The sequence below is a fragment of the Mycobacterium triplex genome (assembly GCF_000689255.1).
In the GTDB taxonomy this organism is placed as follows: Bacteria; Actinomycetota; Actinomycetes; order Mycobacteriales; family Mycobacteriaceae; genus Mycobacterium; species Mycobacterium triplex.
In genome coordinates this window covers 1,083,433-1,107,682 of sequence record NZ_HG964446.1, presented here as the reverse complement: position 1 = coordinate 1,107,682, position 24,250 = coordinate 1,083,433, and the positions used below count along the sequence as shown (strand labels likewise).

Annotated in this window: 22 protein-coding genes and 2 pseudogenes; 7 read left to right on the top strand and 17 right to left on the bottom strand. The window is 68.2% G+C overall.

From position 1 onward, the window contains the following. Window positions 1–17: 17 nt before the first annotated feature. On the top strand, window positions 18–1,391 hold the full coding sequence (locus BN973_RS05060) for an NAD(P)/FAD-dependent oxidoreductase (RefSeq protein WP_036466376.1): 1,374 nt from the start codon (window positions 18–20) through the stop codon (window positions 1,389–1,391). Here the strand turns inward: BN973_RS05060 and BN973_RS05055 are convergent. The 5 genes from BN973_RS05055 to BN973_RS05035 form a co-directional block, all read right to left on the bottom strand. Then, window positions 1,388–2,599: an O-succinylhomoserine sulfhydrylase gene (locus BN973_RS05055; protein WP_036466374.1), complete on the bottom strand. Its 1,212-nt coding sequence runs from the start codon at window positions 2,597–2,599 to the stop codon at window positions 1,388–1,390. The genes BN973_RS05060 and BN973_RS05055 overlap by 4 nt on opposite strands. Beyond that, the gene (locus tag BN973_RS05050; RefSeq protein ID WP_036466373.1) at window positions 2,596–3,003 is read right to left on the bottom strand and encodes a rhodanese-like domain-containing protein; all 408 of its coding nucleotides are present in this window, start codon (window positions 3,001–3,003) and stop codon (window positions 2,596–2,598) included. The genes BN973_RS05055 and BN973_RS05050 overlap by 4 nt, the downstream gene beginning before the upstream one ends. A gap of 14 nt (window positions 3,004–3,017) precedes the next feature. Further along, on the bottom strand, window positions 3,018–4,079 hold the full coding sequence (locus BN973_RS05045; RefSeq protein ID WP_036466370.1) for an ATP-grasp domain-containing protein: 1,062 nt from the start codon (window positions 4,077–4,079) through the stop codon (window positions 3,018–3,020). A gap of 66 nt (window positions 4,080–4,145) precedes the next feature. Continuing rightward, complete coding sequence (locus BN973_RS05040; RefSeq protein ID WP_036472052.1) at window positions 4,146–4,796, bottom strand: PaaI family thioesterase; 651 nt, start codon at window positions 4,794–4,796, stop codon at window positions 4,146–4,148. Window positions 4,797–4,849: 53 nt separating this feature from the next. Continuing rightward, the gene (locus BN973_RS05035) at window positions 4,850–6,148 is read right to left on the bottom strand and encodes an adenylosuccinate synthase (protein ID WP_036466368.1); all 1,299 of its coding nucleotides are present in this window, start codon (window positions 6,146–6,148) and stop codon (window positions 4,850–4,852) included. Window positions 6,149–6,402: 254 nt separating this feature from the next. Here BN973_RS05035 and BN973_RS05030 point away from each other — a divergent pair, with 254 nt between their 5' ends. The 3 genes from BN973_RS05030 to BN973_RS05020 are packed head-to-tail and all read left to right on the top strand — an operon-like array spanning window position 6,403 to window position 8,776. Further along, on the top strand, window positions 6,403–7,056 hold the full coding sequence (locus BN973_RS05030; protein ID WP_036466366.1) for a hypothetical protein: 654 nt from the start codon (window positions 6,403–6,405) through the stop codon (window positions 7,054–7,056). Between the two features lie 9 nt (window positions 7,057–7,065). Next, entirely contained in the window at window positions 7,066–7,842 is a 777-nt protein-coding gene (locus BN973_RS05025; RefSeq protein ID WP_036466365.1) for a site-2 protease family protein, read from the top strand. Window positions 7,843–7,882: 40 nt separating this feature from the next. Then, on the top strand, window positions 7,883–8,776 hold the full coding sequence (locus BN973_RS05020; protein WP_036466364.1) for a cation diffusion facilitator family transporter: 894 nt from the start codon (window positions 7,883–7,885) through the stop codon (window positions 8,774–8,776). Here BN973_RS05020 and BN973_RS05015 read toward each other — a convergent pair. After that, entirely contained in the window at window positions 8,773–9,186 is a 414-nt protein-coding gene (locus tag BN973_RS05015; RefSeq protein ID WP_036466363.1) for a DUF3151 domain-containing protein, read from the bottom strand. The two genes, BN973_RS05020 and BN973_RS05015, sit on opposite strands and share 4 nt — an antisense overlap. 45 nt (window positions 9,187–9,231) lie before the next feature. Here BN973_RS05015 and BN973_RS05010 point away from each other — a divergent pair, with 45 nt between their 5' ends. After that, complete coding sequence (locus tag BN973_RS05010) at window positions 9,232–10,053, top strand: Rv0361 family membrane protein (RefSeq protein WP_036472051.1); 822 nt, start codon at window positions 9,232–9,234, stop codon at window positions 10,051–10,053. Between the two features lie 108 nt (window positions 10,054–10,161). Here the strand turns inward: BN973_RS05010 and fbaA are convergent, their stop codons facing one another. Continuing rightward, on the bottom strand, window positions 10,162–11,196 hold the full coding sequence (gene fbaA / locus BN973_RS05005) for a class II fructose-bisphosphate aldolase (protein ID WP_036466360.1): 1,035 nt from the start codon (window positions 11,194–11,196) through the stop codon (window positions 10,162–10,164). Window positions 11,197–11,318: 122 nt separating this feature from the next. On the opposite strand from fbaA, the gene BN973_RS05000 reads away from it, so the two are divergent. Continuing rightward, complete coding sequence (locus BN973_RS05000; protein ID WP_036472050.1) at window positions 11,319–11,936, top strand: DedA family protein; 618 nt, start codon at window positions 11,319–11,321, stop codon at window positions 11,934–11,936. Here BN973_RS05000 and BN973_RS31980 read toward each other — a convergent pair. The 10 genes and pseudogenes from BN973_RS31980 to BN973_RS04950 all read right to left on the bottom strand — a co-directional run bounded on the left by BN973_RS31980 (window position 11,933) and on the right by BN973_RS04950 (window position 23,252). Beyond that, complete coding sequence (locus BN973_RS31980; RefSeq protein ID WP_036466359.1) at window positions 11,933–13,297, bottom strand: 3-oxoacid CoA-transferase; 1,365 nt, start codon at window positions 13,295–13,297, stop codon at window positions 11,933–11,935. The two genes, BN973_RS05000 and BN973_RS31980, sit on opposite strands and share 4 nt — an antisense overlap. A 12-nt stretch (window positions 13,298–13,309) precedes the next feature. After that, window positions 13,310–14,431 carry a glycoside hydrolase family 76 protein gene (locus BN973_RS04990; RefSeq protein WP_036466357.1) on the bottom strand — a complete coding sequence of 374 codons (1,122 nt, stop codon included), beginning with the start codon at window positions 14,429–14,431 and terminating at the stop codon, window positions 13,310–13,312. Between the two features lie 149 nt (window positions 14,432–14,580). After that, the gene (locus tag BN973_RS04985; protein ID WP_036466356.1) at window positions 14,581–15,765 is read right to left on the bottom strand and encodes a vWA domain-containing protein; all 1,185 of its coding nucleotides are present in this window, start codon (window positions 15,763–15,765) and stop codon (window positions 14,581–14,583) included. A 7-nt stretch (window positions 15,766–15,772) separates the two neighbouring features. Continuing rightward, window positions 15,773–16,486: an SRPBCC family protein gene (locus BN973_RS04980; protein ID WP_036466354.1), complete on the bottom strand. Its 714-nt coding sequence runs from the start codon at window positions 16,484–16,486 to the stop codon at window positions 15,773–15,775. Between the two features lie 13 nt (window positions 16,487–16,499). After that, window positions 16,500–17,378: an AAA family ATPase gene (locus BN973_RS04975; RefSeq protein WP_036466353.1), complete on the bottom strand. Its 879-nt coding sequence runs from the start codon at window positions 17,376–17,378 to the stop codon at window positions 16,500–16,502. Window positions 17,379–17,554: 176 nt separating this feature from the next. Next, window positions 17,555–18,259 (bottom strand): annotated as a pseudogene (locus BN973_RS04970) (XdhC family protein); the annotation flags it as partial. Then, a pseudogene (locus BN973_RS04965) lies at window positions 18,256–20,656 on the bottom strand (aerobic carbon-monoxide dehydrogenase large subunit). The pseudogenes BN973_RS04965 and BN973_RS04970, both read right to left, overlap by 4 nt. After that, the gene (locus BN973_RS04960) at window positions 20,653–21,132 is read right to left on the bottom strand and encodes a (2Fe-2S)-binding protein (RefSeq protein WP_036466350.1); all 480 of its coding nucleotides are present in this window, start codon (window positions 21,130–21,132) and stop codon (window positions 20,653–20,655) included. Before BN973_RS04960 ends, BN973_RS04965 begins: the two are co-directional and overlap by 4 nt. 2 nt (window positions 21,133–21,134) lie before the next feature. Continuing rightward, window positions 21,135–22,016, bottom strand: coding sequence for an FAD binding domain-containing protein (locus BN973_RS04955; RefSeq protein ID WP_036466348.1), 882 nt, complete (start codon window positions 22,014–22,016; stop codon window positions 21,135–21,137). Window positions 22,017–22,082: 66 nt separating this feature from the next. After that, window positions 22,083–23,252: an XdhC family protein gene (locus BN973_RS04950; protein ID WP_084163302.1), complete on the bottom strand. Its 1,170-nt coding sequence runs from the start codon at window positions 23,250–23,252 to the stop codon at window positions 22,083–22,085. 24 nt (window positions 23,253–23,276) lie between these two features. On the opposite strand from BN973_RS04950, the gene BN973_RS04945 reads away from it, so the two are divergent. Then, window positions 23,277–24,242: a LysR family transcriptional regulator gene (locus BN973_RS04945; protein ID WP_036466344.1), complete on the top strand. Its 966-nt coding sequence runs from the start codon at window positions 23,277–23,279 to the stop codon at window positions 24,240–24,242. The last annotated feature ends 8 nt before the right edge of the window (window positions 24,243–24,250 follow it).

Sequence of the window (24,250 nt, the reverse complement as noted above, 5' to 3'; positions counted from 1 at the left end):
CGACCCGAAGGAGAATCATGTCGCGCCATCGCGTCGTCGTCATCGGAAGCGGGTTCGGGGGGCTGAATGCGGCCAAGGCGCTCAAACGCGCCGACGTCGACGTCACCCTGATCTCGAAGACGACCACTCACCTGTTCCAGCCGCTGCTGTATCAGGTGGCGACCGGCATTTTGTCCGAAGGCGAGATCGCGCCGGCCACCAGGCTGATCCTGCAGCGGCAGAAAAACGTGCGGGTGCTGCTGGGCGAGGTCACCGACATCAGCCTGGCGGCCAACACCGTCACCTCGACGCTGATGGGCATGGAGACCGTGACGCCGTACGACAGCCTGATCGTGGCCTCCGGCGCGCAGCAGTCCTACTTCGGTAACGACCAGTTCGCGACGTACGCGCCCGGCATGAAGACGATCGACGATGCCCTGGAACTGCGCGGGCGAATCCTCGGCGCGTTCGAGGCCGCCGAGTTCACCGACGATCCCGTCGAGCGCCAGCGCCGCCTGACGTTCGTCGTCGTCGGAGCGGGCCCGACCGGCGTCGAGGTGGCGGGGCAGATCCAGGAACTGGCCCACCGCACCCTCAAGGACGCGTTCCGGACCATCGAGCCTCGCGACTGCCATGTGATCCTGCTCGACGCCGCACCCGCGGTGTTGCCGCCGATGGGCGAGAAGCTGGGTCTCAAGGCGCAGCAGCGGCTGGAGAAGATGGGCGTCCAGGTCCAGCTCAACGCGATGGTCGACGACGTGGACTACATGGGCCTCACGATCAAGGAGAAGGACGGCACCAAGCGCCGCATCGAATGCGCGTGCAAGGTGTGGGCGGCGGGCGTGCAGGCCAGCTCGCTGGGCAAGATCATCGCCGACCAGTCCGAGGGCACCGAGGTCGACCGCGCCGGACGGGTGGTCGTGGAGCCCGACCTGACCGTGAAGGGTCACCCGAACGTCTTCATCGTCGGCGACCTGATGTCGGTGGCAGGCGTGCCCGGGATGGCACAGGGCGCGATTCAGGGCGCGCATTACGCCGCGACGTTGATCAAGCACATGGTCAAGGGCACGGACGACCCGGCCACCCGCAAACCCTTCACCTACTTCGACAAGGGCAGCATGGCCACCATCTCGCGATTCAGCGCCGTCGCGCAGGTCGGCAAGCTGGAGTTCGGCGGCTTCATCGCCTGGCTGGCCTGGCTGGGGCTACACCTGCTGTATCTCGTCGGCTTCAAGAACCGATTCACCACGGTCATCGCGTGGTTCATCACCTTCTTGGGCGACGGACGCGGCCAGATGGCCATCACCAGCCAGATGATGTACGCCAGGGTGGTGACCAACTGGATGGAAGCGCAGACGCAAGAGGCGATGGCCCAAGCCGAAAAACAAGCGGCCGAACAGCGAGCGGGCTAGCTCAACGCCCGGTCGATATCGGCGATCAGGTCGTCGGTGTTCTCCAGGCCGACCGAGATCCGCACCACGCCGTCGCCCAGACCGATCGCGGCGCGACCCTCCGGCCCCATCGCCCGGTGCGTCGTCGTCGCCGGATGAGTGACCAACGATTTCGCGTCGCCGAGGTTGTTGGAGATGTCGATCAGCTGCAGCTTGTCCAGCACCTCGAAGGCCCGCTCCTTGGCACTGCCGGGGGCGTCGAGCTCGAAGGTGAGCACCGTGCCGCCGCCCGACATCTGGCGCTTGGCCAGGTCGTACTGCGGGTGCGACGCCAGATACGGGTAGCGCACCCAGCGCACCGCCGGGTGGCTCTCCAGGAACTCCGCGATGCGCTGTGCCGACGCATTGCTGTAGTCCACCCGAACCGCCAGTGTCTCAAGGCCTTTCAGCAACACCCAGGCGTTGAATGCGCTCATCGCCGGGCCGGTGTGCCGCATCAGCTTCTGGACCGGGCCGTCGATGTACTCCTGGCCGCCGAGGATGGCACCACCGAGCACCCGGCCCTGGCCGTCGATGTGCTTGGTGCCGGAGTACACCACCACGTCGACCCCGAGCGGAAAGCCCTGCTGCAGCAGCGGTGTGGCAAAGACGTTGTCGAGCACCACTTTTGCTCCCGCGGCATGCGCCAGTTCGGTCACCGCGGCGATGTCGACCAGCGACTGCATCGGGTTGGACGGCGTCTCGAAGAACACTGCCTGGGTGGGCACCGACAGCGCCTGCTCCCACTGGGCGAGGTCGTCGCCGTCGACGAAGACAGTCTGGACACCCCAGCGCGGCAGGATCTCGTTGCACACCACGAAACACGATCCGAACAGGCTGCGCGCGGCCACCAACCGATCGCCGGCGCCCAGCAGCGCGCCCAGAGAGGTGAACACCGCGGCCATGCCGCTGGCCGTCGCGAACGCCGCCGGCGCGCCCTCGATCAGCCGCAGCCGCTCCTCGAACATCGACACCGTCGGGTTGCCGTAACGCGAGTAGACAAAGCGATCCAACTCGCCCGAGAACGACTGTTCGGCCGCGGCCGCCGACGGGTAGACGTAGCCGGAGGTCAGAAACATCCCCTCGGCGGTCTCGTCGAACTCCGACCGCAGCAACCCCCCGCGCACACCGATGGTGGCTTGGCCGACGCCGTCGGGCAGTGCCTTCGGAGTGCGGACCGACTGGTTCATTGCTGCTTCCAGGGCAATCCGACTGCCCGCCAACCGGTTTCGCCACGGTGGCCCTGCGCGTCGAGATTGCCCTCGAACCCGTCCAGGATGTTGTAGGACGGCTCGATGCCGGCCTCGGTCGCGGTCTCGGCCGCACCGATGGAGCGGTTGCCGGAGCGGCACAGGAAGACCACGGGTCCCGACTCCGCGGGGAGCCGGTCCTTCAGTTCGGCCAGGAAATTGTCGTTGTGCCCGGTCGAGGTGTTCCACTCGATGAAGATCGCGTCGCGTCCAAGACTCGACAGATCGGGCACCCCGACGAACCGCCATTCGGCATCGGTGCGCACGTCGACCAGCACGGCTTTGGGGTCGTCGCTGAGCAACTTCCATGCCTCGAGCGGCGTGATATCTCCTGCGTAGCTCATTCTCGGGAGTCTAGTTAACGGCCCGAGCCCACCGCCGTGGCCACGTCACGGGCCCGGTCCCGCGCGGTCGCCACGTCCGGCGCGGTGGCCAGTGCGACACCGCGCCGCGGGCCCGGTCCGGCATCGAATACGCGAAGATCGCTTTCCGGCACGGCCAGCGCCGCGGTCAACGCCTCGGCGGTGGCGGCCGGGTGGCTGGTTCGCGCCGCGGCCGGCGAAATCATCAGCGCATCCACCGGCAGGCCGAGAATCGCCCGGGCCTGCAGCTCGAACGCCGAGATCCGCTGACTGCGCAACGTCACCCAGGTGCTTTGCGGCAGAACGGCACTCACGTCGGCGAAGTACACCTCGTCGCCGTTGATCATCAGCTCGACGCCGAAAACGCCGCGGCCGCCGAGGGCCTTGACGATGCGCGCGGCGATCGATTTGGCGGCGTCCAGGGCGGCCGGGCTCATCTTCTGGGGCTGCCAGGATTCCAGCACGTCGGGTTCGGCGCGACGATGCCCGATGGGCGAACAGAACTCGATCGCCGGCCCGTGCGGGCCCTCGCTGCGGATTGCGAGCAGCGTGACGCAAAACTCGACCTCGACCACCGTCTCGGCCAACACACGCTGCCGCCCGGCTTCCCCCACCGCGCGCCGCCACGCGGGCTCGACGTCGGCGGGGCCCGAGACAACCGAACGGCCGGCCGGGCCGCCCAGCGCCTCGACCAGCAACGGGTACCCGCCGTGCGCGGCCACCGCCTTGAGTTCGTCGACCGATCCGACGAACCAGAACGGCGCGGTCGGCAGGCCCAGCTGGTCGGCGGCCAGCCGGCGCAGGCCCTCGCGGTCGTTGGTCAACCGGACGGTGTGCAGGTTGGGCACCAATTCGATGCGGTCGTTGTCGGCCCGGGCCGCGAGCGCCTCGATGGCGGCAGCCGAGACGCCACCGGTGGCGGTCACCACGAAGTCGGGTTGCAGCCGGTCGATCGCCCCCGACACGGTGTCCATGTCCGAGTGCTGATGAACCTCCGCGCCGAGGCGTCGCAGGGCCGTCGCCAGCTCGCGGCTGAGTTCGCCGGAACCCAGCAACATCACCCGGGGCCCGGCTGTGGTCTCGCGCTGTCCTTCGCTCACAGTTGAATGCTACGGGCGAGCGCGTCAGGGCTGGCCCGGCAATAGCCGCACCATCAGGCCGTTGCCCTCGGCCAGCAGCGTCTCCTGCGATCCGCGCGCGTCGACCAGTTCGGCGGAGACGAATGCCTTGCGGCCCTCGGTGCTGGTGACCCGCCCGCGCACCAGCAACGGAACGTCGGTCGGCGTGACCTTGCGGTAGTCGACGTGCAGGAACGCCGTGCGGCTGATCGGGCGGCCCGCGGCGTGCGAGATCATCCCGAACATGTGGTCGAACAGCAGCGGCAGCACGCCGCCGTGCACCGCGTAGTTGCCGCCGACGTGAAAGCGGGTGAAATGGCCCGTCATTTCGACGCCGTCGGCCCCGTAGCGGGTCAGCGTCCATGGCGGCAGCAGCAGGCTGCCCATGCCGGGCAGGTCGGGCGCGCGGCCCGCCGGCGCCTGGCCCTCCACCTGAGCCTGGAACGGCCCCAGCAGCTCCGTCAGTGCCACGACCCGATCGGCGGCGTCGTCCCAGACGTCGTCGGCCGGGTCGGCGGAGACGGCGAGGTCCTGCAGCCGGCGCATGGCCTCGACGAACCGGCCGAATCCGGGGCAGGGGGTGGCGGGGCCGTATTCCGGGAAGCCGCCGTGGTGTTCGTATTCGGGGTCTAGTTCTTTGGGATCAGGGTCGGTCAAAGACTGGTCGGTTCGCGACCCGCTGCGCCCGGCTTCGCCGCGCTTGCGATCGGTCACCGGCGCGCCGCCAGGATGTCGCGGCGCACGATGGTCTGATCCCGGCCCGGCCCGACGCCGATGCACGAAACATGTGCTCCGGCAAGCTCTTCCAAACGCAGCACGTAGTCACGCGCCTTGGCGGGCAAGTCGTCGAACTCCCGCGCCCCGGAGATGTCTTCCCACCAGCCGGGCAACTCTTCGTAGATCGGTTCGGCCCGGTGCAGATCGCGCTGCGTCATCGGCATCTCGTCGGTCTGCGCACCGTCGACCCGGTAGCCGACGCACACCGGCACGGTTTCCAGGCTGGACAGCACGTCGAGCTTGGTCAGGAAGTAGTCGGTGATGCCGTTCACCCGGGTGGCATACCGCGCGACGACGGCGTCGAACCAGCCGCAGCGGCGCCGGCGACCGGTCGTCACGCCGAACTCGCCGCCGGTCTTGGACAGGTATTCGCCGTTCTCGTCGAACAATTCGGTCGGGAACGGACCCGAGCCCACCCGGGTGGTGTAGGCCTTGAGGATGCCGAGCACGGTGGTGATCCGGGTCGGGCCGATGCCCGACCCGACGGCCGCGCCGCCCGCGGTCGGATTCGAGGACGTCACATAGGGATACGTGCCGTGGTCGACGTCGAGCAGCGTGCCCTGCGAACCCTCCAGCAGCACGGTCTCGCCGGCCTCCAGCGCGGTGTTGAGCAGCAGCCGGGTGTCGGCGATGCGATGCTTGAATCCCTCGGCCTGGCTCAGCAGGGCGTCGACGACCTGATGCGGATCCAGCGCCTTGCGGTTGTAGATCTTGACCAGGATCTGGTTCTTGAGTTCCAGCGCGCCCTCGATTTTGTGGGCCAGCTGCTCGGGGTCGAGCACGTCGGCGACCCGGATGCCCTGGCGGGCGATCTTGTCCTGGTAGCACGGCCCGATGCCGCGGCCGGTGGTGCCGATCTTCTTGTTGCCCATGTAGCGCTCGGTCACCTTGTCGATGGCGACGTGGTAGGGCAACAGCAGGTGCGCGTCGGCCGAGATCAGCAGCCGCGAGGTGTCGACCCCGCGATCTTCCAGGCCCCTCAGCTCGTCGAGCAGCACGCCGGGATCGATCACCACCCCGTTGCCGATGACGTTGGTGACGCCGGGGGTCAGCACTCCCGACGGGATCAGGTGTAGCGCAAAGTTTTCCCCGGTCGGCAACACGACCGTGTGTCCGGCGTTGTTGCCGCCCTGGTAACGCACCACCCACTGCACGCGCCCACCAAGCAGGTCAGTTGCCTTACCTTTACCCTCGTCACCCCATTGGGCGCCGATGAGGACGATTGCCGGCATGACATGCTCCCGCCTGGTCTCGCCTGCTTATTGTGGTCCAGCCGGGGACCCACCTTAGCCTGGCGACGATGCGGGCGGCTTGCGGCCCGCTGAGGAACCAGGCAATTCAACCCGAGCCTGGCGACGATGCGGGCGGCTTGCGGCCCGCTGAGGAACCAGGCAATTCAACCCGAGCCTGGCGACGATGCGGGCGGCTTGCGGCCCGCTGAGGAACCAGGCAATTCAACCCGAGCCCAGCAGGTCGCGAGGAGTCCATGAATATCGCCGCGGACACGGCCGACATGGCCGTGTTGTGTTTCGGAGACCGGCGAGCGCCCGGTCCGCTCGACGGCCTGCCCCTCCATCGGGTCGAGAGCCCGGCCGACGTCGACGCCGCGATCGGGCCGCACCGGAGGCTGGTCGTCGTCGGCGGCGACGCCGAGCTGGCCGTCGTGTTGAGCCGGCTGCTGCGCGCCGACCGGCTCGACGTCGAAGTGGCCTACGTGCCGGCCCGCCGCACAGCCGCCACCCGCATCTACCGCTTGAAGACGAGACGGCGGGCGGCCCGGCGGGCCCGACGCGGCACGGCCGGACGCGTCACCCTGGTGCGCGACGAGACCGGCGCGGTGATCGTCGGCCGGGCCGGCTGGCTGCCACCCGCGGACCGCAACCAGCTGCACGGCGAGGCCGTCGTCGACGACACCCAGCTGTTCGACGGCGACGTCCCCGGCGTCGACATCGAGCCGACGCTGGCCGTCCCCGGCCTGCGGGCCGCGGTGCACGGTCGGTGGCGCCGGTGGGTCGCCGGCCGCGCCGCGCAGCTGGGCAGCACCGGCGTGGTCGTGGTCCGCGACGGCATCGCCGCACCGCGCGCCGCGCGACGATCGACGTTCTACCGTCACATCGAAGGTTGGTTGCTGGTCCGGTAGTTTCGACCGGTGGACTCACACGGGCACGCATCGGTGCGACCCAGCCCAATCTTCTTGGCACTGGTCGCATTGACGGCCGTCGGCGGTGTGCTGGCCTGGCTGGCCGGGACGAGCGTGCGGCCGATGTCCTACGCCGGGGTGTTCATCTTCGTGATCGGCGGATGGCTGGTGTCGCTGTGCCTGCACGAATTCGGCCATGCGGCGACCGCGTGGCGATTCGGCGACCACGACCAGGAAGTGCGCGGCTACCTGACCCTGGATCCGCGGCGCTACGCCCACCCCGGGCTCTCGCTGCTGCTGCCGATGGTGTTCATCGCGCTCGGCGGCATCGGCCTGCCCGGCGCCGCGGTGTACGTCCGCACCTGGTTCATGTCGCCGACGCGCCGCACCCTGGTCAGCCTGGCCGGCCCCGCGGCCAACCTGCTGCTGGCGGTGCTGCTGCTGACGCTGACCCGGCTGCTGTTCGACCCGGAGCACTGGGTGCTGTGGGCGGGCGTGGCGTTTCTGGGTTTTCTGCAGATCATGGCCGTGATCCTCAACCTGCTGCCCATCCCGGGCCTGGACGGCTACGACGCCGTGGAACCGCACCTGAGCCCCGAGACGCAGCGCGCCGTCGCGCCGGCCAAACAGTACGGCGTGTTCATCCTGCTGTTCCTGCTGCTGGCCCCGGCGGTCGGCCAATGGCTCTACGCGCTGACCGCCTGGTTCTTCGACTTCTCCGGGGTGCCACACCTGCTGGCCAGCGCGGGCAACTCGCTGACCCGCTTCTGGAGCCGCTGGTTCTAGGTCTTGCTATATATGCGTTGCCGCGCATATATTGTTGCCCATGGGCGCAGGACACAGTCACACCCCCGCCGAGGCCGACGCGTCTCGGATGATTCCCCGCATGATCATGGCCGCCGGGATTCTCACGACCTTCTTCGTGATCGAGCTGGCCACGTCGCTGCTGATCAATTCCCTTGCGCTGCTGGCAGATGCCGGACACATGCTGACCGACGTCGTCGCGGTGTTCATGGGGCTGACGGCGGTGGTGCTGGCCAAGCGCGGCAGCACGTCCCCGGATCGCACCTACGGCTGGCACCGCGCCGAGGTCTTCACCGCGGTGGCCAACGCGGTGTTGCTGGTCGGGGTGGCGGCGTTCATCCTCTACGAGGCGATCGAGCGGCTCGGCACAGGCGCCGACGTCCCCGGCGTACCGATGATCGTGGTGGCGCTGGCCGGGCTGATCGCCAACTTCGTGGTCGCGATGCTGCTGCGGTCACACTCCGAAGGCAGCCTGGCCGTCAAGGGCGCCTACATGGAGGTCATCGCCGACACCGTCGGCAGCCTGGGCGTGCTGATCGCGGGCATCGTGACCGTCACGACGCACTGGCCCTACGCCGACGTCGTGGTCGCCGTGCTGGTGGCGCTCTGGGTGCTGCCCCGCGCGTTCTCGCTGGCGCGCGCGGCACTGCGGATCCTGTCCGAGACGTCGCCCGCCCACATCGACGTCGAGGAGCTGCGGTCGGCACTGGGCGGCGTCGACGGCGTGACCGAAGTGCACGATCTGCATGTGTGGACGCTGTCGCCGGGTAAGGACATGTGCACCGTGCACCTGATCAGCGCCAGCGACTCGACTCGCGTGCTCAACGACGCGCGCGAGGTGCTGCACGAGCGCGGGCTCGAGCACGCCACCGTGCAGATCGAGACCCGCGACAGCGACTGCTCGGAAAGCTTCTAGAGTCCCAGCTCTTTGCGAGCCGCGGGGTCGCAGTCGTCGAGCAGGTCCAGGCAGCGGTTCAGCTCGTCGGTCTCGCCGATCGCGTCGGCGGCCTTGGCCAATGCCGCCACACACCGCAGGAAGCCGCGATTGGGCTGGTGCGAATAGGGCACCGGGCCAAAGCCCTTCCACCCGTTGCGACGCAACTGGTCCAGGCCACGGTGGTAGCCGGTCCGGGCGTACGCGTAGGCGGTGATGGCCCGGTCGTCGGCCAGCGCTTCCTCGGCAAGGGCCGCCCAGGCTACCGACGCGGACGGATGCGCCGCCGCGACGATGCCGGGATTCTCGTTGGCGAGCAGTTCGGCTTCGGCTTCGCTGTCGCCGGGCAGCAGGATCGGATCGGGTCCTAGGAGATCACCCATCGGTGGCATAAGTTCTATTCTGCCGTCCCGCCGCGGGTGACTAAGCTCCAGCTCATGCCTAACCCACCGGAGCCCGACCGCGGCACGCCGACGGGTGAGGACCCGACCGCGGAACAGGCCGACGACGCAACCGACGCCCATCCGCTGATTCCTCCCGACCCCGAGACCGAGACCGTGGTGATCGACAAGCCCGATCCCGGCGACGGTCCCGCGTCCAATCCGGACGATCAGCAACGCGAGCGTCGCTTCACCGCGCCGGGCTTCGACGCGAAGGAAACGGCGGTCATTCACACCACGCCCGAGCCCGCGACGGAAGTCTTCTCCACGTCGGGGCAGCCCGGCCCACCGGGGCAGCCGCCAATGCCTCCGAAACCTGCTGTGCCGCAATCTATTCCGGGCCGTGACGGGGCCAAGCCGCGCTCGGCCGTCAGGAATTTCAACTGGGGCTGGGTGCTGGCGATCACCGTGATCGTGCTGGCACTGGCGGCGATCGCCATCCTGGGCACCGTGCTGCTGACCCGCGGAAAGCACTCACACGTCTCGCAAGAAGACCTGGTGCGCCAATCCATTCATGCGTTCGACACCGCGGTGCAGCGCGGCGACCTGACCCAGCTGCGCAGAATCACCTGCGGCACCACCCGCGACGGCTACGTCGACTACGACGAGCGCTCGTGGAACGAGACCTACCAACGGGTTTCGGCGGCCAAACAGTATCCGGTGATCGCCAGCATCGACCAGATCGTCGTCAACGGCCAACATGCCGAGGCCAACGTCACCACGTTCATGGCCTACGACCCGCAGGTCCGCTCGACACGCAGCCTCGACCTGCAGTACCGCGACGATCAGTGGAAGATCTGCCAATCCGCCAGCGGCTAGCTCGAGCCCGGCTTGGGCGCCTCATTGGGTGCCCAGCGCCCGGCCAGCCGGGCGTTCGTCGCCCAGTGCCCTTCCCGCCGGGCACTCGCGGCAAAACCGGCGGAGACGCTAGGCGCTGACGGACTTTCCGGCGCAGTGCAGGTCGTTGCAGGCCTCGATCACGCGCTCGGTCATCGACGCTTCGGCCTTCTTGAGGTAGCTGCGCGGGTCGTAGACCTTCTTGCTGCCCACCTCGCCGTCGACCTTGAGCACGCCGTCGTAGTTGGCGAACATGTGGCCGGCGATCGGGCGGGTGAACGCGTACTGGGTGTCGGTGTCGACGTTCATCTTCACCACGCCATAGCGCAGCGCCTCTTCGATCTCGGACTTCAGCGAGCCCGATCCGCCGTGGAAGACGAAGTCGAACGGCTTCGACCCGTCGGGCAGACCCAGCTTGGCCGACGCCACCTTCTGGCCCTGGTCCAAGATGTCGGGGCGCAGCTTGACGTTGCCGGGCTTGTAGACGCCGTGCACGTTGCCGAAGGTCGCGGCCAGCAGGTACTTGCCGTGCTCGCCGGTGCCCAGCGCCTCGACCGTCTTCTCGAAGTCCTCCGGGGTGGTGTACAGCTTGTCGTTGATCTCGTGGGCGACGCCGTCCTCCTCGCCGCCGACCACACCGATCTCGATCTCCAGGATGATCTTGGCGGCGGCCGACGCCTTGAGCAGCTCTTGGGCGATGACGAGGTTCTCGTCCATCGGCACGGCCGAGCCGTCCCACATGTGCGACTGGAATAGCGGGTCCTGGCCGGCCGCGACGCGCTTGGCCGAGATGTCCAGCAACGGGCGCACGTAGGTGTCCAGCTTGTCCTTGGGGCAGTGGTCGGTGTGCAGCGCGACGTTGATCGGGTATCTGGCCGCGATGTGGTGGGTGAACTCGGCCAGCGCGACCGCGCCGGTGACCATGTCCTTGACGCCGAGGCCGGAGGCGAACTCCGCACCGCCGGTGGAGAACTGGATGATGCCGTCGCTGCCGGCGTCGGCGAAGCCCTTGATGGCGGCGTTGACGGTCTCCGACGAGGTGCAGTTGATGGCCGGGAAGGCGTAGGCGTTCTCCTTGGCGCGTCCCAGCATCTCGGCGTAGACCTCGGGGGTGGCGATGGGCATTGAAGTTCCTCCTGAAGACTGAGTTGCCCCAGTATCGCAACCCGACGTTGGCGGCGGGCAGCCGCCTCGGGGCCGGTATGTTGAGGCACCATGAGCAACGCCGTGACGGCTGAGTGGGTTTGATGCCCGACATCATCGATCCGATGTTCTGGATCGGACCCCAGGGCCTGTTCGCCTCCGCGGTGTTGCCGACCATCCTGGTCATCGTCTTCGTCGAGACCGGACTGCTGTTTCCGCTGTTGCCCGGCGAGTCGCTGCTGTTCACCGGAGGTTTGCTGGCCGCGCACGGAACGCTGAACATCTGGGTGCTCGCGCCGGCCGTCGCGGTGGTCGCGGTGCTGGGCGACCAGACCGGCTATTTCATCGGCCGCCGGATCGGGCCGGCGCTGTTCAAGAAGGAAGATTCCCGGTTCTTCAAGCAGCATTACGTGACCGACTCGCACGCCTTCTTCGAGAAGTACGGACCCGCGGCCATCATCCTGGCCCGCTTCATGCCGTTCATCCGGACGTTCACGCCAGTCGTCGCCGGGGTGTCCTACATGCGCTATCCGGTGTATCTGGCGTTCGACATCGTTGGCGGGGTGTTGTGGGGCGGCGGCGTGACGGTGGCCGGCTACTTCCTGGGCAACGTGCCGTTCGTGCACCAAAACCTGGAAAAGATCATCCTGGTCATCCTGTTCGTCTCGCTGTTGCCGGCACTGATCGCGGCCACCCGGGGTTACCTGGCCCGACGGCGTTAAGCGCTGTCCAGCGGGGCCGCCACGACGAAATCGCAGCCGGTCTTGTCGCGAACCTCGGCGACCGTCACTCCGGGATGCAGTTCGGTGAGCGTGAGCCCGCGTTCCGGGTCGACGTCGAACACGCACAGGTCGGTGATGATCATGTCCACCACGCCTTTTCCGGTGAGCGGCAGCGTGCATTGCTTGAGAATCTTCGGGCTGCCGTCCTTGGCGGTGTGATCCATCACGACGATCACCCGCTTGACCCCCGACACCAGGTCCATCGCACCACCCGGGCCCTTGACCATCTTGCCCGGAACCATCCAGTTGGACAGATCACCGTTCTCGGCCACCTCCAGCCCGCCCAGGATGGCCAGGTCGACGTGCCCGCCGCGGATCATCGCGAACGAGTCGGCGCTGCTGAAGAAACTCGAGCCGCTGATCGTGGTGATGGTTTGCTTCCCGGCATTGATCAGGTCCGGATCCACCTGATCCTCGGGCGGATATGCCCCGATGCCGAGTAGGCCGTTCTCCGATTGCAACGTCACATTGATGTCGTCGGGGATGTAATTGGCCACCAGCGTCGGGATGCCGATGCCCAGGTTCACGTAGTAGCCGTCGCGCAGTTCTTTGGCCGCGCGCTTGGCCATGGTCTCGCGAATCGGGGTGTCGTTCTTGGTTACCGCGGCGCCTCTGGTGGTGCGGAATTCGATCCGCTTCTGGTAGCCGGGTCCCTCGATGATGCGATCGACGTAGATTCCCGGGGTGTGGATCTGGTCGGGATCCAGCTCGCCCACCTCGACGAGTTCCTCGACCTCGGCGACGGTCACCTTGCCGCAGGTGGCAATCATCGGGTTGAAGTTGCGCGCGGTCTTCCGGTATACGAGGTTGCCCGCCTTGTCACCCTTCCATGCCTTGACGATCGCGACGTCGGCGTGGATGCCTTCCTCCAGCACGTATTCGGTGCCGTCGAAGACCCGCATGTCCTTGCCTTCGGCGAGCTGAGTGCCGAACGCGGTGCGCGTGTAGAAGCCCGGAATCCCGGCGCCACCGGCGCGTAACTTCTCGGCCAGGGTGCCTTGCGGCGTGAGCACCAGATCCAGCTCACCGGCGAGCACCTGGCGCTCGAATTCCTTGTTCTCTCCGACGTAAGAGGCGATGACTTTCTTGACCTGCCGGCCCTTGAGCAACAAACCCATGCCGAAATCGTCGACGCCGGCGTTGTTTCCGACGATCGTGAGCTCCTTGACGCCGCTGTCCACCAGGGCCTGAATCAGATTCTCCGGAATGCCGCACAGGCCGAAACCGCCTGCGGCAATGGTGATTCCGTCCTTCAGCAGGTCTCGCAGCGCCGACTCGGCATCGGGGTGGACTTTGCTCACTGAGTGCTCCTTCTAATGCGACGATTCGGCCGTGACGTTACCTGCGGCCTCCATCAGCATCCACCCCGACAGCTGCACCGACAGGTCGCGCTCCGGAGTCTGCGACGCGTTCACCGCACCCTCGACGAATTGCGCCTGCGCGCCCTCCGTCGTCGGCAGTTCGGCGTCGCGGTCCCAGGACGCCCCGAACAGCGGCAGCCCGTCGACCGTTTGCCGGTAATCCCAGGCCGATTTCGCGCTCGACAGCACGATCGTGCGGGCGGTGTCCCGGGCCACCGCGTCGTCGGCGGAGTCACCCGGCAGCGTGGTGGCGACCAGCGCGAGATAGCGGGCGGTGATGCCGGCGAACAGTCCGCCGTCGCCGCCGCCGGAACCCTTCAGCACGCCCGAGGGCGCCATGTGCTCGTGGACGGCGGCGACCAGGCGGTGCACCCGCGCCGCGTGCCGGCCCCGGGCCTGTGCGCCGGTGCGGACCGCGAGCTCGGTCTCCAGCCCGAGCACCACACCCTGGCAGTAGGTGTACTGCGCGCGCACCAGCGAGCCGGCTTTGATGCCGTCGAACACCAGTTGGGTTTCCGGGTCGATCAGGGTCTGGTCGATCCAGTCGCCCATCTGGGCGGCGCGCTTGAGATGCTCCCCGTAGCGGGCCAGGAAAATTCCCGCCGGACCGTTGGCCGGGGCGTTGAAGAACTGGTCCTGCTTGCGCCACGGGATGCCGCCGCCGTCCTCGGGCACCCACGCCTTCATGAACTGGTCGGCGAGCTTCGGCAGCGCGCGCCCTCGCTCTACGCCGGCGATCCGGGCGGCACGTTCCAGCGCGATCGCCAGCCACGCCATGTCGTCGTAATAGCTGTTGGTCCAGCGAAAGTTGTTGCGCAGCCGGTGCGAGCGGACCTGCCGGTTGATCTCGGCGCGCCGGCGCGGCTGGGGGTCGCGCAGCTGCGCGTCGACCAGGCAATCCAGCAGATGCGCCTGCCACCAGTAGTGCCAGGTGCCGAACAGCCGGGCCCGCCGCGTCGCCGGCCAGGCCACCACTCCCAGCTGCGTTCCGGGCAATCCCCACAGCCGTTTCAGGTGGCGTTGCACAACAGCGGCTTCGGAGCTGGCAGCCCGGTTGGCCCATACCTGGTCCATACCTACCGATCCTGCCTCATGCGTGCGCCCGGGGTGGTGTTGAGCGTGCAGTCAGGGACTTCAGCGTGCACCCGCGGCGGCCCGGATCGGCGTGTCTTCTCCGTGGCCGCACACGCAACGCCGCGGCCGCACACGCAACGCCGTGGCTCTCAGCGGCACAACTCGAGCAGCAATTGGCGCAGCCCGGTCAGCGAGTGCGCCGGCAGAAACAGATCGCAGTAGGGCAGGGCCGCTGCCATCGAGCCGGCCAGCGGCTCGAATTCGCGGTGTGCCGCACGAGGATTGAGCCAGACCAGCAGCTCGGCGCGCCGGCGCAGCCTGGCCATCGCGTGTTCCAGCACGTCGGGGGGATCACTATCCCAGCCGTCGGAGGCGATGATCATCACGGCGCCGCGCAGCGCGTTGCCGTGCGGCGGGGCGAGCAGCGCCGCCACGCTGCGGCCGATGAACGTTCCGCCGTAGCGGTCGGTGACCTTGGCGTTGGCCCGCTGCAACGCCACCTCGGCCGATCGGTGCGACAGCACCGAGGTGAGCCTGGTCAGCGACGTCGAGAACGCGAACACCTCGGGCCGAGTTCCCGCCTGGCGCAACACCGCTCGCATCAAATGCAGATAGACCGCAGCGTAGGGCTGCATCGACCGGCTGACGTCGCAGAGCAGCACGACCCGCCGGGGCCGGCGGCGCGGCCGGGTCCGCTCCAGCACCATCGATTCCCAGCCGGTTGACCGCGAGGCGTTCATGGTGGCCCGCAGGTCGATCCGCTTTCCGGCCGGGCTGGGCTCGAATCGCAGGCTGCGCCGTCGCGGCCAGCGCGCGACCGTGGCTTCCAACCAAATACCAAGCAGGCGAAGGTCTTCGGGGTCGAAACGGTCGAACGGCTCGTCGGCCAGCGCCGCGATCCGGCTGGGCAGCACGTCGGGGAGCAGGATGCTCGCGCTTGCCGTGTCGGCACCGGTGGCGACGGACCGCGTCACCCAGGGCAGCTTTTCCGTCGACCCCGACCCGCCGCCACCCGGACGCACCATGCCCGCGGCCGGTGTTTTGGGCCCCGGCTGCGGCAGCGGTGAGTCGGGCGTTCCGTCGGGATCGGCCGTGCCGAACACCGCGGCGAAGACCTCGTCGAAGGCGCCCAGATCCTCCATCCGGTTGACCAGCGTCAGCCTGGCCGCCCAGTACAACGCGGATGTGTTGTCCGGGGCCAGTTTTCGCAGCGCCTGCACAAAACTCGCCGGACCGCTGGCGGATACCGACACCCCGACGCCGCGCAGGCGGGCGACCAGCGCTGTCGCGAGCGCCGCGCGATCGACGCCGCGCAACAACAGGGGGGTGTCCACCAGCCCGCTAACGCCGCCGCAGCAGCACCCAGATCAGCACCAGCGCGGCCAGCGCTGCCACCGCCGGGGCGGCGTACTTCTTGAGCTGGTCGCCACCGGCCAGCTGCAGCAGATCGATTGGCTCGGGCTCGGCGGCGGGAGGTTGGCGGGTTCCGGGGACCGGATTCGCCGGCCAGGCCGGGGTGGGCTCCTCGGCGGCCGCGTGCGAGTTGCCGGCCGCGGCGGCCGGGTTCGCCCCCTTCGGCGCGCCGGCCGGAGCCTCGGGCGCTCCGGTCTTCTCGGCGGCCAGCTTCGCTTCCAGCGATTCCACGAACTGGCCCAGCAGTTTCTCCGACACCTGCTGCAGCATGCCGCTGCCGAACTGGGCCAGCTTGCCGACGATCTTCAGGTCGGTGTCGACGGTCACGCTGGTGCGCTCCCCGTCGGCCTGCAGCTGCGCGGTGACGGTGGCGGCCGCGTTGCCGGTGCCGCGCGCTTCCTTACCCTTGCCGTCGATGACCGCGCGGTACTGCTCGCGATCCTGCTCAACGAAGCGCACCTTGCCGCTGAATTCGCTGGTCACCGGCCCCACCTTGACCTTGACCTTGCCGAGGTACTCCTCGCCCTCATGGCCGGTCAGCTGGGCGCCCGGCATCAGCGGGATCACCTGTTCCAGGTCGCACAGCACATCCCAGGCCCGGTCGATGGGCGCGCTGACGGTGAACTGGTTGGCGATCTTCATGCTGCGGGTCCTCTCAGGTGCGGCTGTACTCGGTGAAAGCGTCGCGAATCAACGTACGGTCGTCGGGCGTCTTGGCCAGTGCCCCCAGGCTCATCACGGCGGAATCGTCGACGAGGTTCGCGACGCCCAGCGACACCAGGGCGGCTACCCAGTCGATGGTCTCCGCCACCCCGGGCGGCTTGTCCAGGTCGAGATCGCGTGCACTGCCGACGAATTGGGTGGCCTGTTCGATCAGCGGAGCGGACGCGCCCGGCACGGTGCGCCGCACGATCGCGGCGGCCCGGGCCGGTTCGGGGTAGTCGATCCAGTGGTAGAGGCATCGCCGGCGTAGCGCGTCGTGCAGGTCGCGGCTGCGGTTGGAGGTGAGCACCGCGATCGGCGGCTGCTCGGCGACGAAGGTGCCGAGTTCGGGGACGGTGACCGCGGACTCGCCGAGAAACTCCAGCAGCAGGGCCTCGAATTCGTCGTCGGCCCGGTCGATTTCGTCGATCAACAGCACCGGGGGTGCCGGCCCGCGGTGTCGCACGCAGTGCAGGATCGGCCGGTCCACCAGATAGGTCTCGGTGTACAGATCGGCTTCCTCGATGCCGGTTCCACGCGCCTCGGCCAGCCGGATGGACAGCAGCTGGCGTTGGTAGTTCCAGTCGTACAGCGCCTCGTTCGCGGTCAGGCCCTCGTAGCATTGCAGCCGCACCATTGGGGTGTTCAGCACCGCCGCAAGGGTTTTCGCGGCCGTGGTCTTGCCGACTCCGGGTTCACCCTCGAGTAGCAGCGGCCTGCCGAGGGTGACGGCCAGATAGATCGCCGACGCCGTACCGGTGTCGAGCAGATAATCCCTCCCGTCGAACAGGCGCACCACGTCGTCGGGGCTGCTGAACACCGCCGGCGTCATGTGCCGGCTTTTTCGGCGGCGAATGCCGATCGGCATCCCGGGCAGCAGAACCAGTAGTCGGTGCCGGCCAGCTCCAAGTGTTCGGTGCCGGGCCCGATCGGCACGGTCATGCCGCACACCGGATCGACCGCCTGGTCCGGGACGCCGGTCGCCGGGACCCCCAGCCGGGTCAGGTTGCCGTCGCGCACGGCGGCGATCAGTTCGGCTGCGATCGACACCGCGATCTCCGCGGGAGTCTTGGCGCCGATCCGCAATCCGACCGGGGTGTGGATGCGGGACCGCTCGGCTTCGCAGAGTTCGAGGTCATTCAGGATCGACGCACCGCGGACCCTGCTGGCCACCAGGCCTATATAGCCGACGCCGTTATCCAGTGCGGTGCGGATGGTTTCGGCTTCCGGTCCGCCGTGGCTGGCGATCACCACCGCGGTGGTGTCGGACAGGTCAGCGGGGGCATCTCTGCGGGCGTCGTAGCCGAGCACCCGGCACACGTCGATCAGCGCGTCGGCGATCGGGGTGGCGCCGTAGATCCGGATCAGCGGGGCGGGCAGCTGCGGGGTCAGGAAGATCTCCAGCGACCCGCCGGACAGACACGGGTTGACCACGACGCAGGCGCCGGCGGCCTCGGGGAAATGCACATCGCCGTCGGGCAGCACGCGCAGCAGCACACTTTCACCGGCCTGCAGCACACCGAGCGCCGCCTTACGCACCGAGTTCTGCGCGCACTGCCCGCCGACGAACCCCTCAATCGTTCCGTCTGCCAACAGGATTGCTTCGTCACCGGGATACGCCGACGTGGGCGGCTGGGCGCGCACCACCGTGGCGTGCACAAACGGCGTCCGCGCCGCCAACAGTTGCTGAGCCCGCTCGGCGATCGTCGTCAAATTGGGGGCCTCGCTCTGCCCTGCATGGCCTCCCAGACCCGCGACGGTGTGAGCGGCATATCGGCGTGCCGAACCCCGAACGGCGCCAACGCATCCACCACCGCGTTGACCACCGCGGGCGGCGAGCCGACCGTCGCCGATTCGCCGATGCCCTTCGCGCCGATCGGGTGATGCGGCGACGGCGTCACGGTGTGCCCGGTCTCCAGATGCGGCACCTCGACCGCGGTCGGGATCAGGTAATCCATCAGCGACCCGCCCAGACAGTTGCCTTCCTCGTCGAAGGCGATCATCTCCATCAGGGCCATCCCGATGCCGTCGACGATGCCGCCGTGGACCTGGCCCTCGATGATCATCGGGTTGATCTGGGTACCGCAGTCGTCGACGGCGAGGAAGCGCCGCACCTTGACCACCGCGGTGCCCGGATCGATATCCACCACGCAGAAATACGCGCCGTAGGGGTAGGTCAGGTTCTCCGGGTTGTAGCAGATCTGGGCGTCCAGCCCACCCTCGATACCCTCCGGCAGATCACCGGCGCCGTGCGCACGCATCGCGATGTCGGCAATTGTGACCGCCGCGGACGGGTCGCCCTTGACGTGGAATTTGCCTTTCTCCCAATCCAAGTCCGCCACCGATACCTCGAGCATGCCCGCGGCGATGATCTTCGCCTTGTCCCGGACCTTGCGGGCCACCAGTGCCGCGGCCGCCCCGGACACCGGCGTGGACCGGCTGCCGTAGGTGCCCAGCCCGAACGGGGTCTGGTCGGTGTCGCCGTGCACCACGTCGATGTCGTCGGGCGGAATGCCCAGCTCCTCGGCGACGATCTGGGCGAACGTCGTCTCATGGCCCTGGCCCTGCGTCTGCACCGAAAGCCGCACCACCGCTTTGCCGGTGGGGTGCACCCGTAACTCGCAGCCGTCGGCCATGCCGAGGCCAAGGATGTCCATGTCCTTGCGCGGGCCGGCGCCGACGGCCTCGGTGAAGAACGACATGCCGATGCCCATCAGCTCGCCACGCTCGCGCCGCTCCCGCTGCTCGGCCCGCAGCGCGTCGTAGCCGATCATGTCCATGGCCTTGCGCATGGTGGTCTCGTAGTCGCCGGAGTCATACACCCAGCCCGTCTTACTGCGGTACGGGAACTGCTCGGGCCGCAACAGGTTTCGCAACCGCAGCTCGGCGGGGTCCATCTTCAGGTCGAACGCCAGGCAATCCACCAGCCGCTCAACGAAATACACCGCCTCGGTGATCCGGAACGAACACGCATACGCCACGCCGCCGGGCGCCTTGTTGGTGTATACCGCGGTCATGTGGCAGTAGGCGGCTTCGAGGTCGTAGCTCCCGGTGAACACCCCGAAAAAGCCGGCCGGATACTTCACCGGCGCCGCGGTGCCGTTGAAGGCGCCGTGGTCGGCCAGCACATTGCTACGAATGGCCAGAATCTTGCCGTCGCCCCGGGCCGCGATCTCGCCGACCATGATGTAGTCGCGGGCAAAGCCGGTGGACGTCAGGTTTCTCGCTGCGGTCCTCCATCCACTTCACCGGCTTGCCGAGCAGCAGCGAGCCGACGATCGCGCACACGTAGCCCGGATAGATCGGCACCTTGTTGCCGAATCCGCCGCCGATGTCGGGCGAGATCACCTGGATCTTGTGCTCGGGCAGACCGGCGACCAACGCGTACAGGGTGCGGTGGGCGTGCGGTGCCTGGCTGGTGGACCACAACGTCAACTTGCCGGTGACCGGGTCCAGATCTGCTACCGCACCGCAGGTTTCCATCGGCGCCGGGTGTACCCGGGGGTAGACGATCTCCTGCTTGACAACGACGTCGGCCTTGGCGAACACGGCCTCGGTGGCCGCCGCGTCGCCGGTCTCCCAGTCGAAGCAGTGGTTGTCGGTCTTACCGTCCAGGTCGGTCCGGATCACCGGGGCCGACGGATCCAGCGCCGTGCGCACATCGACGACCGGCTCCAGCGGGTCGTATTCGACGTCGATCAGCTCCAGCGCGTCGCGGGCCGAATACCGGTCCTCGGCAACGACGAACGCGACCTCCTGGCCCTGGAAGCGCACCTTGTCGGTGGCCAGCACGGCCTGCACGTCGTTGGACAGCGTCGGCATCCAGGCCAGCCCCTTCTCGGCCAGGTCGGCGCCGGTCACCACCGCCTTGACCTTCGGATGTGCTTGCGCGGCAGTCACATCGATGCCGACGATGGTGGCGTGCGCGTACGGCGAACGCAGGATCGCCAGGTGCAGCATGCCGGGCAGCGCGATGTCGTCCACGTAGCGACCCCGGCCGCGGATGAACCGCGGATCTTCCTTGCGCATCATCCGGCCGTAGCCGCACGGCTTTTGGTCGTTGTCGGCCAGGTCTTCCGGTGACGGCGGTCGGGACTCGATGGTGGTCATGAGCCGGCCTCCACGGGAGCCGCGTGCGAAGCGGCCCACTGAATGGACCGCACGATGGTGGTGTATCCGGTGCAGCGGCAGATCTGGCCGGAAATCGCTTCCCGGATGGTCTCTTCGTCGGGGTCGGGATCGCGGTCCAGCAGGGCGCGGGCGGTGATCATCATGCCCGGTGTGCAGAAGCCGCACTGCAGGCCGTGGCAGCGCATGAAGCCCTCCTGCACGGGGTCCAGCTGCCCATTGATGGCAAGGCCCTCGACGGTGCGCACACTGTGACCCGAGGCCATCACGGCGAGCATCGTGCACGATTTCACCGGCACGCCGTCGACGTCGACCACGCAGGTCCCGCAGTTGCTCGTGTCGCAGCCCCAATGAGTCCCGGTGAGCCGCAAGTGATCACGCAGGAAATGCACGAGCAGCATCCGGGGTTCGACGTCGGCGCTCACCTGTTCGCCGTTGACGGTCATATTCACCTGCATGGCTAGTTGCTCCCTTCTGCGCGCACCCGTTCGGCGGCGGTGCGCAAGGTGCGAGTGGTCAGCTCGGCGGCCAGATGCCGCTTGTACTCGGCGGTGCCGCGGACGTCGGTCACCGGGTCGCAGGCTTGCGCGGCCCGCTGCCCCGCGTCGGCGAAGACCTCGTCGGTCGCCGGCCGTCCGGCCAGCCCGGCCGCAACGTCGGCCAGCGCCGCGCGGTCGACATTGACGGCGGTCAGACCCAGGCGGGCTGCCGCGATGCCGGCACCGTCAAGGGTGAGCGCCGCACCGGCCGCCGCCACAGCCCAATCACCCACGCGGCGTTCGACTTTCGCGTAAGCACTGGATGAGTTGTGCCGCAGCGGGATTCGTACCTCGACGAGCATCTCGTTGAAGGCCAGCGCGGTTTCGTAGGGCCCGAGAATGAAGTCGTCTATCGGTATTTCCCGTTCGCCCGACGGCCCGCGGGCCAGGCATACCGCGCCCAGCGCCTCGCACACGGTCGACAGATCCTCGGCCGGATCGGCCTGGCACAGCGAACCCCCGAGGGTGCCGCGATTGCGGACCACGGGGTCGGCGATGACGCGTTCGGCATCGCGGAAAATCGGGCAGACGGCGGCCAGCGGGTCGGAGTCCAGCAGCTCGCGGTGGCGGGTCATGGCGCCGATGCGGACCAGGGTCGGGTCGGTGATCACGTACCCGAGTTCGAGCGCCAGGTCGTTGATGTCGACGAGGTATTCGGGGTTGGCGATGCGCAGCTTCATCATCGGCAGCAGGCTGTGTCCGCCGGCGACGACGCGCGCCCCGTCCCCCAACCGATCCAGTAATCCGATGGCGTGGTCGACACTGGTTGCGCGTTCGTATTCGAAGGGGCCGGGGACCTGCATGTGACGCACCTCACTTGGAAGGGGTATCCCAGTGTCGGCCGCTCTGACAGGGGCGTCAATAGCGAGTTAAGGGATCGTTGAAGTCGCCTCGAATTCGCCCGTGACCTGCTGCTCCGGCGCTTCGTGATGAATGCGGCCGACCAGTTGGGCCAGCGGCAGACCACCGCCACCCCACCGGCGGGCGATGATGTCGGCCGCGATGGAGACCGCGGTCTCCTCCGGTGTGCGGGCGCCCAGATCAAGGCCGATCGGGCTCGCGAGCCGGCTCAGCTCGGTGTCGGTCAGCCCGGCCGCCCGCAGCCGCCGCATCCGGTCGTCGTGCGTGCGCCGCGAGCCCATCGCCCCCACATAACCGACCCGCGGCAGGCGCAGCGCCACCTCCAGCACCGGGACGTCGAACTTGGGATCGTGGGTCAGCACGCAGATCACGGTGCTCTCGTCGACGGCGCCGGCCGCTGCCTGCGCGGCGAGATAGCGGTGCGGCCAGTCGACGACCACATGTTCGGCCGACGGGAAGCGGGCCCGCGTCGCGAACACCGAACGCGCGTCGCAGACCGTGACGCGGTACCCGAGGAAGACGCCCTGCTGCGCGAGGGCCGCGGCGAAGTCGATGGCGCCGAACACCAGCATCCGCGGCTGCGGGGCGTAGCTGGAAACGAACACCTCCATGCCGTCGCCGAGCCGCTGCCCGTCGGGCCCGTATTTGAGCACCTCGCTGCGGCCCACGGCGAGTAGCCCGCGGGCATCGTCGGCGACGGCGGCGTCGGCACGCGCCGAACCCAGTGACCCCGCCTGCGCGTCCCGGCCGACGATGAGCCGGCGGCCGATCCACTGCGGGTCGGGATGGGCGATGACGGTCGCGACCGCGACCGGACGTTGTGCGTCGACGTCCTCGGAGATCGCCGCTAGTTCGGGAAAAGTGGTCTGCGAGATCGCTTCGACGAAGATGTCGATTACGCCGCCGCATGTCAGACCGACCGCGAAGGCGTCGCCGTCGCTGACGCCGTAGCGTTCCAACCGCGGTGCTCCGGTCCGCGCCACCTCGGTGGCGGCTTGGTAGACAGCACCTTCCACGCAACCCCCCGACACCGATCCGCTCACCGAGCCGTCCGGCGCGACCACCATCGAGGCTCCGGGCAGCCGCGGCGCGGACCGGAAGGTGCGCACCACGGTTCCCAAACCGGCGGTGCCACCAGCGCGCCAAATCTCCATTAATTCGGCAAGCACGTCTCGCACGCTTCCCAAAGTAGGCTCATAACCATGACTCCGGCTCAACTTCGGGCCTATTCGGCGGTGGTTCGGTTGGGCTCGGTGCGAGCCGCCGCCGCGGAACTGGGCGTATCCGACGCCGGAATCTCGATGCACGTCGCGGCGCTGCGCAAGGAACTCGACGACCCGTTGTTCACCAGAACCGGTGCGGGGCTGGCGTTCACACCCGGCGGGCTGCGACTGGCCAGCCGTGCGGTCGAGATCCTGGGTCTGCAGCAGCAAACCGCGATCGAGGTCACCGAGGCGGCGCACGGACGCCGGCTGCTGCGGATCGCGGCGTCGACAGCGTTCGCCGAGCACGCCGCGCCCGGCCTGATCGAGTTGTTCTCGTCGCGGGCCGACGATCTGTCGGTGGAGTTGAGCGTGCACCCGACGAGCCGCTTCCGCGAGCTCATCGCCTCGCGCGCCGTCGACATCGCGATCGGCCCGGCCAGTGAAAGTACCTCGGCTTCCGACGAGTCAATCTTTGTGCGGCCCTTCCTGAAATACCAGATCATCACCGTCGTCGCACCGAAAAATACACTGGCCGCGGGCATTCCGGCGCCGGGGCTGTTGCGCCAGCAGCAGTGGATGCTCGGGCCGTCGGCGGGCAGTGTGGACGGCGAAATCGCAAACATGCTGCGCGGCTTGGCAATTCCGGAGTCGCAGCAGCGAATCTTCCAGAGCGATGCGGCCGCGCTCGAGGAGGTGCAGCGGGTGGGCGGTGTCGCGTTGACGATCGGTTTCGCGGTCGCCAAGGACCTCGCCGCGGGCCGGCTGGTGCATGTGAACGGGCCGGGCCTGGACCGGTCCGGCGAGTGGTGTGCGACGACGTTGGCGCCCGCCGCGCGCCAGCCCGCGGTGTCGGAGCTGGTTCGCTTCATCACCACACCGCGGTGTATCCAGGCGATGATCCGCGGATCCGGCGTCGGGGTGACGAGGTTTCGCCCGAAGGTTCACGTCACGCTCTGGAGCTAAGGCGGGCT

Bases quoted from the DNA above. Each gene is read 5' to 3' on its own strand.
- BN973_RS05020 (WP_036466364.1), top strand. From the start codon at position 7,883: ATGGGCGCAGGACACAGTCACACCCCCGCCGAGGCCGACGCGTCTCGG.
- BN973_RS04945 (WP_036466344.1), top strand. From the start codon at position 23,277: ATGACTCCGGCTCAACTTCGGGCCTATTCGGCGGTGGTTCGGTTGGGC.
- BN973_RS05000 (WP_036472050.1), top strand. From the start codon at position 11,319: ATGCCCGACATCATCGATCCGATGTTCTGGATCGGACCCCAGGGCCTG.
- BN973_RS04975 (WP_036466353.1), bottom strand. From the start codon at position 17,378: ATGACGCCGGCGGTGTTCAGCAGCCCCGACGACGTGGTGCGCCTGTTC.
- BN973_RS05010 (WP_036472051.1), top strand. From the start codon at position 9,232: ATGCCTAACCCACCGGAGCCCGACCGCGGCACGCCGACGGGTGAGGAC.
- BN973_RS05050 (WP_036466373.1), bottom strand. From the start codon at position 3,003: ATGAGCTACGCAGGAGATATCACGCCGCTCGAGGCATGGAAGTTGCTC.
- BN973_RS05030 (WP_036466366.1), top strand. From the start codon at position 6,403: ATGAATATCGCCGCGGACACGGCCGACATGGCCGTGTTGTGTTTCGGA.
- BN973_RS04990 (WP_036466357.1), bottom strand. From the start codon at position 14,431: ATGGACCAGGTATGGGCCAACCGGGCTGCCAGCTCCGAAGCCGCTGTT.
- BN973_RS04980 (WP_036466354.1), bottom strand. From the start codon at position 16,486: ATGAAGATCGCCAACCAGTTCACCGTCAGCGCGCCCATCGACCGGGCC.
- BN973_RS05035 (WP_036466368.1), bottom strand. From the start codon at position 6,148: ATGCCGGCAATCGTCCTCATCGGCGCCCAATGGGGTGACGAGGGTAAA.
- BN973_RS05015 (WP_036466363.1), bottom strand. From the start codon at position 9,186: ATGCCACCGATGGGTGATCTCCTAGGACCCGATCCGATCCTGCTGCCC.
- BN973_RS04960 (WP_036466350.1), bottom strand. From the start codon at position 21,132: ATGCAGGTGAATATGACCGTCAACGGCGAACAGGTGAGCGCCGACGTC.
- BN973_RS05055 (WP_036466374.1), bottom strand. From the start codon at position 2,599: ATGAACCAGTCGGTCCGCACTCCGAAGGCACTGCCCGACGGCGTCGGC.
- fbaA (WP_036466360.1), bottom strand. From the start codon at position 11,196: ATGCCCATCGCCACCCCCGAGGTCTACGCCGAGATGCTGGGACGCGCC.
- BN973_RS05045 (WP_036466370.1), bottom strand. From the start codon at position 4,079: ATGTTGCTGGGTTCCGGCGAACTCAGCCGCGAGCTGGCGACGGCCCTG.
- BN973_RS04955 (WP_036466348.1), bottom strand. From the start codon at position 22,016: ATGCAGGTCCCCGGCCCCTTCGAATACGAACGCGCAACCAGTGTCGAC.
- BN973_RS05060 (WP_036466376.1), top strand. From the start codon at position 18: ATGTCGCGCCATCGCGTCGTCGTCATCGGAAGCGGGTTCGGGGGGCTG.